This window comes from Streptomyces sp. NPDC101191 (genome assembly GCF_044767915.1).
In the GTDB taxonomy this organism is placed as follows: domain Bacteria; phylum Actinomycetota; class Actinomycetes; order Streptomycetales; family Streptomycetaceae; genus Streptomyces.
Window position 1 is genome coordinate 98,272 of record NZ_JBIWOU010000011.1, and the last position, 12,707, is coordinate 110,978.

Annotated in this window: 12 protein-coding genes; 9 read left to right on the plus strand and 3 right to left on the minus strand. The window is 69.9% G+C overall.

Annotated features, from left to right (window positions below; all coding sequences use genetic code 11):
• Positions 1 to 57 precede the first annotated feature (57 nt).
• Complete coding sequence (locus tag ACIRQF_RS33335) at positions 58 to 1,281, plus strand: MFS transporter (protein WP_404098097.1); 1,224 nt, start codon at positions 58 to 60, stop codon at positions 1,279 to 1,281.
• Positions 1,282 to 1,659: 378 nt separating this feature from the next.
• Here ACIRQF_RS33335 and ACIRQF_RS33340 read toward each other — a convergent pair whose 3' ends face one another.
• The 3 genes from ACIRQF_RS33340 to ACIRQF_RS33350 form a co-directional block, all read right to left on the minus strand.
• A complete protein-coding gene (locus ACIRQF_RS33340) occupies positions 1,660 to 3,117 on the minus strand; it encodes a catalase (protein ID WP_404098099.1) in 1,458 nt (485 codons plus the stop codon).
• Positions 3,118 to 3,310: 193 nt separating this feature from the next.
• A complete protein-coding gene (locus tag ACIRQF_RS33345) occupies positions 3,311 to 4,201 on the minus strand; it encodes a 2-hydroxy-3-oxopropionate reductase (protein WP_376633594.1) in 891 nt (296 codons plus the stop codon).
• Between the two features lie 66 nt (positions 4,202 to 4,267).
• Positions 4,268 to 5,101 (minus strand): TIM barrel protein, encoded by an 834-nt coding sequence (locus ACIRQF_RS33350; RefSeq protein WP_389752395.1) that lies wholly within the window; start codon positions 5,099 to 5,101, stop codon positions 4,268 to 4,270.
• A gap of 142 nt (positions 5,102 to 5,243) precedes the next feature.
• Here ACIRQF_RS33350 and ACIRQF_RS33355 point away from each other — a divergent pair, with 142 nt between their 5' ends.
• The 8 genes from ACIRQF_RS33355 to ACIRQF_RS33390 all read left to right on the plus strand — a co-directional run bounded on the left by ACIRQF_RS33355 (position 5,244) and on the right by ACIRQF_RS33390 (position 12,652).
• Positions 5,244 to 5,519: a hypothetical protein gene (locus ACIRQF_RS33355; RefSeq protein ID WP_376633749.1), complete on the plus strand. Its 276-nt coding sequence runs from the start codon at positions 5,244 to 5,246 to the stop codon at positions 5,517 to 5,519.
• A gap of 44 nt (positions 5,520 to 5,563) precedes the next feature.
• On the plus strand, positions 5,564 to 5,902 hold the full coding sequence (locus ACIRQF_RS33360) for a helix-turn-helix domain-containing protein (RefSeq protein ID WP_382480980.1): 339 nt from the start codon (positions 5,564 to 5,566) through the stop codon (positions 5,900 to 5,902).
• Between the two features lie 155 nt (positions 5,903 to 6,057).
• Positions 6,058 to 6,573, plus strand: a complete 516-nt coding sequence (gene uraD / locus ACIRQF_RS33365; RefSeq protein WP_376633591.1) for a 2-oxo-4-hydroxy-4-carboxy-5-ureidoimidazoline decarboxylase — start codon at positions 6,058 to 6,060, stop codon at positions 6,571 to 6,573.
• Positions 6,573 to 6,992 (plus strand): hydroxyisourate hydrolase, encoded by a 420-nt coding sequence (gene uraH / locus ACIRQF_RS33370; RefSeq protein ID WP_376633590.1) that lies wholly within the window; start codon positions 6,573 to 6,575, stop codon positions 6,990 to 6,992. Before uraD ends, uraH begins: the two co-directional genes overlap by 1 nt.
• Before the next feature lie 5 nt (positions 6,993 to 6,997).
• On the plus strand, positions 6,998 to 7,921 hold the full coding sequence (gene pucL / locus ACIRQF_RS33375; RefSeq protein ID WP_376633588.1) for a factor-independent urate hydroxylase: 924 nt from the start codon (positions 6,998 to 7,000) through the stop codon (positions 7,919 to 7,921).
• Positions 7,922 to 7,989: 68 nt separating this feature from the next.
• Positions 7,990 to 9,408, plus strand: a complete 1,419-nt coding sequence (locus ACIRQF_RS33380) for a nucleobase:cation symporter-2 family protein (protein ID WP_376633586.1) — start codon at positions 7,990 to 7,992, stop codon at positions 9,406 to 9,408.
• 75 nt (positions 9,409 to 9,483) lie between these two features.
• Entirely contained in the window at positions 9,484 to 10,875 is a 1,392-nt protein-coding gene (locus ACIRQF_RS33385; protein ID WP_404098105.1) for an 8-oxoguanine deaminase, read from the plus strand.
• A 310-nt stretch (positions 10,876 to 11,185) separates the two neighbouring features.
• Positions 11,186 to 12,652: a nucleobase:cation symporter-2 family protein gene (locus tag ACIRQF_RS33390; RefSeq protein ID WP_376633582.1), complete on the plus strand. Its 1,467-nt coding sequence runs from the start codon at positions 11,186 to 11,188 to the stop codon at positions 12,650 to 12,652.
• Positions 12,653 to 12,707 lie beyond the last annotated feature (55 nt).

The following is a 12,707-nucleotide window of genomic DNA, read 5'->3' on the forward strand; positions in this document are numbered from 1 at the left end:
TTTCGCCCTGCCGCGAAACAATACCGACGCCGCCCCGCCCGCTCCGAGACTTCCGGCATGCCCCGCTACCGCGATCTCTTCCGCACCCCCGAGTTCACCCCGCTCTTCCTCGTCGGCGCGGCCCAGGTCGCCGCACAGACCGTCTCCGGTCTCGGACTCGCCACCCTGGTGTTCCGCGCGACGCACTCCCCGCTGCTCTCCGCGCTCGCGATGTTCGGCCCGGCCCTGGCCCAGCTCGTCGGGGCCACCACCCTGCTCTCGGCGGCGGACCGGCTGGCGCCCCGCGCCGCGCTCGCCGCCGTGGCCCTCGTCTTCACGGCCGGCACCGCGGCCCAGGCCGTTCCCGGCCTGCCGGTCGGCGCCGTCTTCGCGATCCTCTTCGTCCAGGGTCTCGTCGGCTCCGTCGGTGGCGGAGTGCGCTACGGGCTGCTCACCGAGATCCTGCCGCGCGAGCGCTATCTGATCGGCCGCTCGGTGTTCAACATGGCCGTCGGTGTCTGCCAGATCGCCGGCTTCGCCACCGGCGGGCTGCTGCTCGCGCTGCTCTCCCCGCGGGGCACCCTGCTGATCGGCGCCGCGCTCCACCTGGCCGCCGCTCTGCTCGCCCGCGGCGGTCTCTCCCGGCGGGCCCCGCGCACCGCGGGCCGGGCCTCGGCCGCCGAGACCTGGCGGACCAACGCCCGGCTGTGGTCCTCCCGCCCGCGACGGCTGGTCTATCTCGCGCTGTGGGTGCCCAACGGTCTGATCGTCGGCTGCGAGTCGCTCTTCGTCCCCTACGCCCCCGAGCGGGCCGGCGTGCTCTTCGCGTGCGCCGCGCTCGGGATGCTGGCGGGGGACATCGCGATCGGGCGGTTCGTACCGGCCCGGTGGCGGGGCCGGCTCGCCGCGCCCCTGCAGGCCCTGCTCGCGGCCCCGTACCTGGTCTTCGTCCTGGATCCCGGCCTGACGCTCGCGCTGGTGGCGATCACGGTGTCCGCGGTCGGCTACAGCGCGAGCCTGATCTACCAGGAGCGGCTGACCGCCCAGGTCCCCGACGAGCTCAGCGGCCACGCGCTCGGGCTCCACGCCTCGGGCATGCTCGCCCTCCAGGGCCTCAGCGCGGCCCTCGCCGGCGGTCTCGCCCAGCTCACCTCGCCCCGGACGGCCATGGCCCTGCTCGCGGTGGCCTCGCTGACCGTCACCCTCGCGCTCGCCGCCGCCGCGCGAGGGGACGGAGGAGTGAGGGGGACGAACACGGCGAGTGCGGAAGTCCGAACAGAAGCAAAAAGGACCAGGGCCTGACATTCTGTGCGAAAGTCAGACCCTGGTCTTCGGACGCGCCGTGCGGGACCGTAAACCGCACGACGCGACGTGGTGACCGCCCGACGGTGCGAGGCTGGCGCGACAGGACGTTCGCGCCGCCGGGCGGAGTTTGTGCCCCCTTCCGTGCGAGAAGGGGGGCGTTGGGACCGCGGTGGTACCGACGGACGCTCCGGCCGGTCCCCTTCCTTCAGGTCAAGAAGGGGGGCCGGAGGTCCTTACCACCGCACTGGCTCGGTGCCACCGCGGTCCTCACGCTGTCCGGATCGCCGACCACCCCTCATCCGGGCCGGTGATCCGGACTGCGTACGATCACTGACCTCCCGTCAGGTGCCGTACGCAGTCTGGGTGTTCGGAGGATCAGTCCTCGCGCAGGGCGCGGACGGCCTCCTCGACGCGCCGGCCGTACTCGGCGTCGGCGGCGGCGAAGTGGGCGATGTTCTTCTCGATGATGTCCTCGCGGGAGACCTGGGAGAGGCCACCGGCGATGTTGGCGATCAGGCGGGCCTTCTCGTCCTCGGACATCAGGCGGTAGAGCTCACCGGCCTGGAAGAAGTCGTCGTCCTTGGCGTGCTCCGGAGCCGCGTGGGCGCCGGTCCAGCCGTGGACGGCGAGCGGCGCGGCCAGCGGGGCGTCGGTCTGACGCGGACCGGAGTACGAGTTGGGCTCGTAGTTCTTGTCGTGGCGCGAGCCGTTGCGGGTGGCCATGAGGCCGTCACGGCCGTAGTTGTCGGCCGTGGTCGCCTTGGGGGCGTTGACCGGCAGCTGGGTGTGGTTCACGCCGAGGCGGTACCGGTGGGCGTCCGCGTAGGCGAAGAGACGGCCCTGGAGCATCTTGTCCGGCGAGGGGCCGATGCCCGGGACGAAGTTGTTCGGGGAGAACGCGGCCTGCTCGACCTCGGCGAAGACGTTTTCCGGGTTGCGGTCGAGGACCAGACGGCCCACGCGCTGCAGCGGGTAGTCGCCGTGCGGCCACACCTTGGTGAGGTCGAACGGGTTGAAGCGGTAGTCCACGGCCTCGGCGGCCGGCATGACCTGCACGTAGAGGGTCCAGGACGGGTTCACACCGCGCTCGATGGACTGCAGCAGGTCGGTCTGGTGCGAGTTGGCGTCCTTGCCGACGAGCTCGGCGGCCTGCTCGGCGGAGAGGGAGCGGATGCCCTGGTTCGTCTTGAAGTGGTACTTGACGAAGAAGGCCTCGCCCGCCTCGTTGGTCCACTGGTAGGTGTGCGAGCCGTAGCCGTTCATGTGCCGGTACGAGGCCGGGATGCCCCGGTCGCCCATGAGCCAGGTCACCTGGTGGGTCGCCTCGGGGGCGTGCGCCCAGAAGTCCCAGACGTTGTCCGGCTCCTGCTTGCCCGTGAACGGGTCACGCTTCTGGGAGTGGATGAAGTCGGGGAACTTGATCGGGTCCTTGATGAAGAACACCGGGGTGTTGTTGCCGACGAGGTCGTAGTTGCCCTCTTCGGTGTAGAACTTCAGCGCGAAGCCGCGCGGGTCGCGGACCGCGTCCGCGCCACCGAGCGAGTCGGCCACGGTGGAGAAGCGCAGGAAGGTCTCGGTCTTCTTGCCGACCTCGGAGAGGAACGCGGCCTTCGTGTAGGCCGTGACGTCGTCGGTCACCTCGAAGTAGCCGTACGCACCGGAGCCGCGGGCGTGCACCACGCGCTCCGGGATGCGCTCACGGTTGAAGCGCGCGAGCTTCTCCAGCAGGTGCTGGTCCTGCAGGAGGATGGGGCCACCGACGCCGGCGGTGGCGGAGTTCTGGTTGTCGGCGACCGGGGCGCCGGACTCGGTCGTAAGCACGCGCTTCGACATGGTGGACCTTCCTGAGCTGCACTGCCGAGTGTGGGAGTGCTCTGGAGCGTAGGTACGCCCCTCGAACATCGTCAACAGTTTGTTGAAAAAGAAGTGTGGTGTCCCGGACGGCGGCGACGCCTGGGCGCGACAGGACAGGTGTCAGCGCCACCGCCGTCCGGAAATCTGGGCCCCGTCGGGACGGGGAGCCGGGTCAGACCTGCTGGCCGGAGAGGCGCTCGACGGCGCGCAGCAGGGCCGAGTGGTCCAGGCCGCCGTCGCCCTGCGCGCGCAGGGAGGCGACGAGCTGGGCGACCACGGCGCCGACCGGGAGGGCCGCGCCGACGTTGCGGGCGGCGTCGGTGACGATGCCCATGTCCTTGTGGTGCAGGTCGATCCGGAAGCCGGGCTTGAAGTCCCGGTTCAGGAAGTTGTCCTTCTTGCGGGTCAGGACCGTGGAGCCGGCCAGACCGCCGTTGAGGACGTCCAGGGCGGCCTGGAGGTTCACGCCGGACTTCTCGAGGAAGACGACGGCCTCGGCGCAGGCCTGGATGTTGACCGCGACGATGAGCTGGTTGGCGGCCTTCACCGTCTGGCCGGAGCCGTGCGGGCCGCACAGGACGATGACCTTGCCGAGGGCCTCGAGGATCGGGAGGGCCTCGTCGAAGTCGGCCTGCTCGCCACCCACCATGATCGACAGGACGGCCTCGATGGCGCCGGCCTCGCCGCCGGAGACGGGGGCGTCGATGACGCGGATGCCCTTCTCCTTGGCGTTCTTCGCCAGGTCGACCGAGGTCTGCGGGGTGATCGACGACATGTCGATGACCAGGGCGCCCGGCTTGGCGTTCTCCAGGATGCCCTCGGGCCCGTAGGAGATGGCCTCGACCTGCGGGGAGGCGGGCACCATCGTGATGACCACGTCGGCGTCCTTGACGGCCTCGGCGATCGAGCCGGCCGCGGTGCCGCCGGCGGCGGCCAGGCGCTCCAGCTTGTCCTGCTCGAGGGTGAAGCCGGTGACGGAGTAGCCGGCCTTGATCAGGTTCTCGGACATGGGGGAGCCCATGATGCCGAGACCGATCCACGCGATCTTGGGGAGGTTGCTCATTGGGGAGGGTCCTTCTCTGAAGCTTCGTACGAAAAGGGCGGGGGTCGCCTGGCTGAACGCCCGGACTTACTTGGCGGCGCGCGCCTCGGCGGGCAACCATGCGAAGGACGCGGCGGCGTCGGCGGCCTTGTACTCCAGGCCCACCCAGCCGTCGTAGCCGGCCTTCTTCAGCTCGTCGAGCAGCTGCTCGAGCGGGAGCTCGCCGGTGCCCGGGGCGCCACGGCCCGGCATGTCGGCGATCTGGACGTGACCGGCCTTGTCGGCGTACTGCGCGATGACCTGGCTGACGTCCTCGCCGTTCATGGCCAGGTGGTAGATGTCGAGCAGGAACTTGGCGTTCCCGAGGCCCGTGGCCGCGTTGACCTTGTCGACGATCTCGATCGCGGAGGGGGCGCTCACCAGCGGGTAGAGCGGCGACTCCGGCTTGTTCAGGGTCTCGATCAGCAGGATCGCACCGACCCGGTCGGCCGCGCGGGCGGCCAGGACCAGGTTCTCCAGGGCGAGTTCGTCCTGGACGGCCGGGTCCACACCCTCGACGCGGTTGCCGTAGAGCGCGTTGAGCGCCTTGCAGCCGACCGAGGCGGCGAAGTCCGCCGCGATGTCGATGTTGGTGCGGAAGCGGTCCGACTCCTGGCCGGGCACGGAGACCGCGCCGCGGTCCGGGCCGGGGAGCCGGCCGGCGTAGAAGTTCAGCCCCACCAGCTGGGTGCCGGCGTCCTCGAGAGCCTTCTTGAGGGCGTCGAGCTCACTCTGGTCGGGGGTGGCGGTGTCGATCCAGGGCCACCACAGCTCGACCGCGGTGAAGCCCGCCGCGGCGGCGGCCGCGGGGCGCTCCAGGAGCGGGAGTTCCGTGAAGAGGATCGACAGGTTCACATCGAAGCGCTGGTCCGTGTATCCCATGAGGGGTAGGCGCTCCTTCCGTATTGCGGAAGTAAGTTTCTGTCTGACGGAATGTTGCAAGCAGAGCATCCGCCTTGTCAAGAGGACCCCGCAGGTCCAGGGCTCCCGCAGGCCGCGAACGGCCCGTAGCGTGGGGGGCATGGTGCGTTTGAGAGTGGAGTTCACGACCGAGCCGTTCGACCTCGACGAGGCGCCGGCGCACGCGGTCGTGGCTCGTGAGGTCATCCAGTCGGCCGCGCTGGACGCGGTCGACGTGGGGCCCTTCGGCAATACGGCGGAAGGCGGCGCCGACGCGGTGCTCACCGCGGTGGACGCGCTGCTGCGCAAGTCCCTCGCGGCCGGGGCCACCCGGGTGTCGCTGCAGGTGAACGTGATCGACGAGGCGAACGGTGATGCGAACCGTGAGGGGGAGAAGTGACGGAGCACCCCTTGGTCGCGGCGGTGAAGCCGCTGGTCGACGCCATGGGCGCCGAGATCCTGGTGCCGGAGCAGGCGGGGGCGGACGACGTGGTCCTGGCCTGGGAGGGCGAGGACGTGCTCGCCGTCCGGCTGCCGCAGCTGTCCGAATCGCTGGACCACATTCTGGCCGCGATGGAGCGACGGCACGGAATGCCGCTTTCCGCGCTCGACCGCAAGAGCAAGCAGGAGGTCGTGCGGATCCTGGAGGCACGCGGTGCCTTCTCGGTGCGCCATGGGGTGGAGACGGTGGCCGGTGCGCTGGGGGTCAGCCGCTTCACCGTGTACAACTACCTGAACAGGGAGACTGCTCTGAACAGGGAAAAGGCCCCCAAGGACGCGTAGTTGATCATGTGGGGCCACAAGCCGTCGTCCAGATGTCGGGACGACGGCTTTTGTATGGCCGAGTTTTCAACAAAGTGTTGACGTGGTGTTGCGGAGGGCGTTAGCTATCCGCAGCCCGTCCGACGCACAGCGAAAAACAGCCACGGAGGCTTCCCGTGACTTCAGGTACGACCTCGGGTCTGACCCGGTTCAACACCTCGGCGGACGGCGACGCCGTCGCCGCACTCCACGAGGTGTGCTCCAGCTCGGCGTGGGGGAGCAAGCTTCTCGCCCAGCGCCCGTTTGCCACCGCCGAAGCCCTCTTCCTCGCCAGTGACGCCGCCATGGCCGAGCTGACCACCGAGGACCTGGCCGACGCGATGGCGGGCCACCCGCCGATCGGTCGTCCGAAGGCAGGGGATCCGACCTCCTCCCGCGAGCAGAGCGGGATGGCCGACTCCTCCGCGGAACTCAAGGCCGAGATGCTCGAACTCAACCTGGCCTACCAGGACAAGTTCGGGCACGTCTTCCTCATCTGCGCCACCGGCAAGACCGGCGAGCAGATGCGCGACGCGATCCGCGCACGGATCGAGAACTCGCCCGAGCAGGAGCGGGAGATCGTCCGCACCGAACTGGGCAAGATCAACCGCATCCGTCTGACCCGTCTCGTCGAGACCGAGGAAGAGAACTGATGAGCACCGACACCTCGGCCCTGCCGAGCAGCTCCGTGTCCACCCACATCCTGGACACCAGCATCGGCCGTCCGGCCGAGGGCGTGGCCGTCACGCTCGCGGCCCGCGCCGGCTCCGACGCGGAGTGGGTCGCCCTGGGCGGCTCCGCCACCGACGCGGACGGGCGGTGCAAGGACCTGCCGGCCCTGCCGGAGGGCACCACCCACGTACGCCTCGACTTCCAGACCGAGACGTATTTCCTGAGCAAGCAGAACAAGCAAGCCGAGGCGCAGCAGGACGCCCCCGCGAATCGGGACAGTGGTACGACCGGAGCGTTCTTCCCGGAGGTGGCGATCACGTTCGCCGTCGCGCCGGGGGAGCACTACCACGTACCGCTGCTGCTCAACCCGTTCGGCTACTCCGTTTACCGAGGGAGCTAGCAGACATGCCCACGATTCTCGGCCAGAACCAGTACGGCAAAGCAGAGAACCGCGTCGTCAAGATCACGCGCGACGGCGGAACGCACCACATCAAGGACCTGAACGTCTCCGTCGCCCTCTCCGGTGACCTCGACGACGTCCACCTCACCGGCTCCAACGCCAACTGCCTCCCCACGGACACGACGAAGAACACCGTCTTCGCGTTCGCCAAGGAGTACGGCATCGAGTCCGCCGAGCAGTTCGGCATCCACCTCGCCCGTCACTTCGTGACCAGCCAGGAGCCGATCAAGCAGGCGCGGATCCGGATCGAGGAGTACTCCTGGGAGCGGATCGCCAGCTCCGACGCCAACTCCAAGTTCATCGGCGCGGACGAGGTCAACCACTCCTTCGTCCGCAAGGGCCAGGAGACCCGCACCACCCAGGTCACCTTCGACGGCGAGAAGTGGGAGGTCATCTCCGGCCTCAAGGACCTCGTCGTGATGAACTCCACCAACTCGGAGTTCTGGGGCTACATCAAGGACAAGTACACCACCCTCCGGGAGGCGTACGACCGCATCCTCGCCACCCAGGTGTCCGGCCAGTGGCGGTTCAACTGGACCGACGACGAGCAGCGGATGCCCAACTGGGAGCGGTCCTACGAGCAGACCAAGAAGCACATGCTCGAGGCCTTCGCGGAGACCTACTCGTACTCGCTGCAGCAGACGCTGTACCAGATGGCGACGCGGATCATCAACCACCGTTCGGAGATCGACGAGGTCCGCTTCTCGCTCCCGAACAAGCACCACTTCCTCGTCGACCTCGAGCCCTTCGGCCTGAAGAACGACAACGAGGTCTACTACGCCGCCGACCGCATGTACGGCCTGATCGAGGCCACCATCCTGCGGGACGGCGCCACGGCGCAGATCCCGGTCGACATGACCAACCTCTAAGCGGCACCGAGTGGTCGCCCCCGCCCGTCCCGCAGTCGGGCGGGGGCCCACGACCGGAGGGAAGTTCCATGGCACAGCCTGCAAAGGGGCCGGCGACAGCCGAAGGCCCGTGTTCCACCCCGGCGTCCACCCCCGCCTCGGCACCGGCCGAGTGCCACCCCGTGGACGAGAAGCTCCCCGCCTCGCGGCTCGTCCCCGCGGCACTCCAGCACATCGCCGCCATGTACGCGGGCGTCGTCACCCCTCCGCTCATCATCGGCCAGGCCGTCGGCCTGGACGCCGCCGGGATGACCCGGCTCATCGCCGCCAGCCTGCTCATCGCCGGCTGCGCCACCATCCTCCAGACCCTCGGTCTCGGTCGCTTCGCCGGAAACCGGCTGCCGTTCGTCAACGCCGCCTCGTCCGCCGGCATCGCGCCGATGCTCGCCATCGCCGAGACCAGCGCCCAGGGACACCAACTCCCCGCCATCTACGGCGCGGTGATGGTCGCCGGCGTCTTCTGCCTCGCCGTCGGTCCCTTCTTCGGACGGCTCCTGCGCTTCTTCCCGCCGCTCGTCACCGGCGTGGTGATCACCCTGATCGGCGTCACCCTGATGCCCGTCCCGGTGAGCTGGGCCCAGGGCGGCGACAAGAACGCCGCCGACTTCGGCGCCATGAAGTACCTGGCGCTCGCCGCCTTCACGCTGGTCGTCATCCTGCTCTTCCAGCGCTTCGGCAGGGGCTTCGTCAAGCAGATCGCCCTGCTGCTCGGCCTCTTCCTCGGCACACTCGCCGCGGTCCCCTTCGGCATGGCGGACCTCTCCGCCCTGAAGGAGGCGCCGGTCGCCGCGCTGCCCGCGCCCTTCGCCTTCGGCACCCCCGAGTTCCAGCCCGCCGCGATCCTCTCCCTGTGCATCGTGATGCTGGTCCTCATGACCGAGTCCAGCGCCGGCATGCTGGCCCTCGGCGAGATCTGCGAGCGGCGCAGCGACGGGAGGACCATCACCCGCGGCCTGCGTACCGACGGCATCGCCACCCTGCTCGGCCCGGTCTTCGGCGGCTTCCCCACCTCGGCCTTCGCCCAGAACGTCGGCGTCGTGTCCCTGACCCGGGTGCGCAGCCGGTACGTGGTCGCCGTCGCCGGCGGCGCCCTCCTCGTCCTCGGGGCCTTCCCGGTCCTCGGCGCGGTGGTCTCCCTCGTACCCATGCCGGTCCTCGGGGGAGCAGGCATCGTCCTCTTCGGGTCGATCGCCGTCAGCGGCATCCGGACCCTCTCGGAAGCGGGCCTCGACGACAGCTCCAACATCATCCTGGTGGCCGTCGCTCTCGGTGCGGGCATCATCCCGCTCGCCGCTCCCACCTTCTACGCCGGATTCCCCGCCTGGGCGCAGACCGTGCTCGGCTCCGGCATCAGCGCCGGCGCACTCGTCGCCGTCCTGCTGAACCTCTTCTTCCACCATCTCGGCACCCGGAGCGGCCAGACGGCTCCGGCACTCAAATCTTCCTAGGGTCCTGCCGTGCCCTCCCCCCACGACAGCCGTGTGGGGGGATTCCCACCCTCCCGGAATGAAGGAAGTACCGCCATGGCAGCGCCTTCGGCAGCCCCACGACGCATCGTCATCGAGAACGCGGCGATCGCGACCGTCGACGCGAACGACACCGAGTACGCCACCGGCCACCTCGTCGTCGCCGACAACAGGATCGAGTCCGTCGGAGCGGGCGACGCGCCCGTCGGTCTGGAGAACGTGGTCCGGCGGATCGACGCCACCGGCCACCTGATCACGCCGGGCCTGATCAACACCCACCACCACTTCTACCAGTGGATCACCCGTGGGCTGGCGACCGATCACAACCTCTTCGACTGGCTGGTCGCGCTGTACCCCACCTGGGCCCGCATCGACGAGCAGATGGTGCGCGTCGCCGCCCAGGGTTCGCTGGCCATGATGGCCCGCGGCGGTGTCACCACCGCCATGGACCACCACTACGTCTTCCCCCAGGGCTCCGGCGACCTGTCGGGCGCCATCATCGGCGCCGCCGCCGACATGGGCGTCCGCTTCACCCTCGCCCGCGGCTCCATGGACCGCAGCGAGAAGGACGGCGGCCTGCCGCCGGACTTCGCCGTCGAGACCACCGAGGGCGCGCTCGCCGCGACCGAGGAGACGGTGCGGAAGTACCACGACGCCTCCTTCGACGCGATGACCCAGGTCGCCGTCGCCCCCTGCTCGCCGTTCTCCATCTCCACCGAGCTGCTCCGCGAGGGTGCCGCCCTCGGCCGCCGGCTCGGCGTGCGGATGCACACCCACGGCTCGGAGACCGTGGAGGAGGAGAAGTTCTGTCACGAGCTGTTCGGCATGGGCCCGACGGACTACTTCGAGTCCACCGGCTTCCTCGGCGAGGACGTGTGGATGGCGCACTGCGTCCACATGAACGACTCGGACATCGAGGCCTTCGCCCGCACCAGGACCGGTGTGGCCCACTGCCCTTCGTCCAACGCGCGCCTCGCCGCCGGCATCGCCCGCGTACCCGACATGCTCAGGGCGGGCGTGCCGGTAGGCCTCGGCGTCGACGGCACCGCGTCCAACGAGTCGGGCGAACTCCACACCGAGCTGCGCAACGCGCTGCTGGTCAACCGCCTCGGCGCCCACCGGGAGTCCGCGCTCAACGCCCGCCAGGCCCTGCGCCTCGGCACCTTCGGCGGCGCGCAGGTCCTCGGCCGAGCCGACAGCGTCGGCTCCCTGGAGCCGGGCAAGCTGGCCGACTTCGTGCTCTGGAAGGTCGACGGCCTCGGGCACTCGTCGATCGCCGACCCGGTCACCGCCCTCGTCTTCGGGGCGGCCGCCCCGGTCACCGCGTCCTTCGTCAACGGCAAGCAGATCGTCGAGAACAACCGACTGCTCACCGCCGACGAGGAGCGGATCGCGCGCGACGCGCGCACGGAGGCGCAGCGCCTGGCCCGCATCGCGGCCCAGGGCTGACCCTCCCCAAGGAGTCCGACCGAGGGGGACGGCCCTCGGTCGGTCGCCGTGGACCCGAGCGGGGTCCACGGCAGCCGGGCCGGGGGGTGTACGTACGCAGAAGTCGTGCGGCACCCCCCGGAACGGTGAACGTGTGTCCGCACCCTCACCGGACGCTCCCGTCCCCGCGCCGCACCCCCTCCGCCAGCGCACCGCAGTACCTCCCGCACCACCCCCGCATCGAGCCGTACCTCCTGCACCCAGCACCGCATCGCACCACCTCCCTGAAACCACCGTCACCGCCGACGTGTCACCGACCGGAGGAACCGCCGTGGCCGCCAAGCCCCAGGTTCGCAATGCAACAGACGCAGGCACCGCCCCCGACGGCGCCGCCCCAGACGGCGACCGGACCAAGCATCCGGTCGACGAGACCCTGCCCCCAGTCAAGATGTTCACCAGCGGTCTGCAGCACGTGGCCGCCATGTACGCCGGGGTCGTCGCCCCGCCCCTGATCGTCGGAGCGGCCGTGGGCCTCTCCGGCACCGAACTGACGTTCCTCACCGGCGCCAGCCTCTTCACCGCCGGTCTCGCCACCTTCCTCCAGACCCTCGGCGTCTGGAAGATCGGTGCCCGGCTGCCGTTCGTCAACGGCGTCACCTTCGCCGGCGTCGCCCCGATGCTCGCCATCGTCGACACGACGAAGGACAAGGCCGACGCCCTTCCCGTGATCTTCGGCGCGATCATCGTCGCCGGACTCCTCGGCTTCATAGCCGCCCCCTGGTTCTCGCGCCTCGTGCGCTTCTTCCCGCCCGTCGTCACCGGCACGGTGATCACGCTCATCGGCGTCTCGTTGCTGCCGGTCGCCTTCGGCTGGGCCCAGGGGCCCAACCCCGCGGCCGACGACTACGGCGCGACGAACTACCTCACGCTCGCGGGCATCACGCTCGCCATCGTGCTGCTGCTGCGCCGCTTCACCCGCGGTTTCCTCAAGCAGGTCGCGGTGCTGGTCGGTCTGGTCCTGGGCACGCTCGTCGCCATCCCCTTCGGCGTCACCGACTTCAGCCCGGTGAAGGAAGCCGACATCGTCGGCTTCCCGACCCCCTTCCACTTCGGCGCCCCGCAGTTCGCGCTCGCCGCGATCATCTCCATGTGCGTGGTCATGCTGGTCTCCATGACGGAGTCCACCGCAGACATGCTGGCGCTCGGCGAGATCGTCGAGCGCCCCGCCGACGAGAAGACCATCGCGGCCGGACTGCGCGCCGACACCCTCGGCTCCGCGCTCAGCCCGCTCTTCAACGGCTTCATGTGCAGCGCCTTCGCCCAGAACATCGGCCTGGTCGCCATGACCCGCATCCGCAGCCGTTTCGTTGTCGCCTGCGGCGGTGGCTTCCTGGTCCTCATGGGTCTGTCGCCGGTGGCCGCCTCGCTGATCTCGGTCGTGCCGCGGCCGGTCCTCGGCGGCGCGGGTGTCGTCCTCTTCGGCTCGGTCGCCGCCAGCGGCATCCAGACGCTGGTCAAGGCCGGCCTGGAGAGGGACAACAACGTGCTGATCGTCGCCGTCTCGCTCGCGGTCGGCATCATCCCGATCACCGAGCCGGAGTTCTACCACGCCTTCCCCGAGACGGCGAAGATCATCCTGGACTCGGGCATCTCCACCGGCTGCGTCGCCGCCGTCGTGCTCAACCTGCTCTTCAACCACTTGGGCAAGCGCGGCGACGAGGACACCGTGACGGCACCGATGGAACCGGGCGAGGAGATCTCCGACACCCGCGCGGCGAAGGCGGCGCACGTCCACTGAGCTCCGTCCCCCCGCACCCGCCCGCCCCGGTCCCCGCCCACGCCGCGGGGCCCGG

What these genes read in the sequence shown, in the direction of transcription:
- ACIRQF_RS33335 (WP_404098097.1), top strand. Translation starts at nt 58, where the DNA reads ATGCCCCGCTACCGCGATCTCTTCCGCACCCCCGAGTTCACCCCGCTC.
- ACIRQF_RS33380 (WP_376633586.1), top strand. Translation starts at nt 7,990, where the DNA reads ATGGCACAGCCTGCAAAGGGGCCGGCGACAGCCGAAGGCCCGTGTTCC.
- ACIRQF_RS33350 (WP_389752395.1), bottom strand. Translation starts at nt 5,101, where the DNA reads ATGGGATACACGGACCAGCGCTTCGATGTGAACCTGTCGATCCTCTTC.
- ACIRQF_RS33345 (WP_376633594.1), bottom strand. Translation starts at nt 4,201, where the DNA reads ATGAGCAACCTCCCCAAGATCGCGTGGATCGGTCTCGGCATCATGGGC.
- ACIRQF_RS33385 (WP_404098105.1), top strand. Translation starts at nt 9,484, where the DNA reads ATGGCAGCGCCTTCGGCAGCCCCACGACGCATCGTCATCGAGAACGCG.
- pucL (WP_376633588.1), top strand. Translation starts at nt 6,998, where the DNA reads ATGCCCACGATTCTCGGCCAGAACCAGTACGGCAAAGCAGAGAACCGC.
- ACIRQF_RS33340 (WP_404098099.1), bottom strand. Translation starts at nt 3,117, where the DNA reads ATGTCGAAGCGCGTGCTTACGACCGAGTCCGGCGCCCCGGTCGCCGAC.
- ACIRQF_RS33360 (WP_382480980.1), top strand. Translation starts at nt 5,564, where the DNA reads ATGGGCGCCGAGATCCTGGTGCCGGAGCAGGCGGGGGCGGACGACGTG.
- uraH (WP_376633590.1), top strand. Translation starts at nt 6,573, where the DNA reads ATGAGCACCGACACCTCGGCCCTGCCGAGCAGCTCCGTGTCCACCCAC.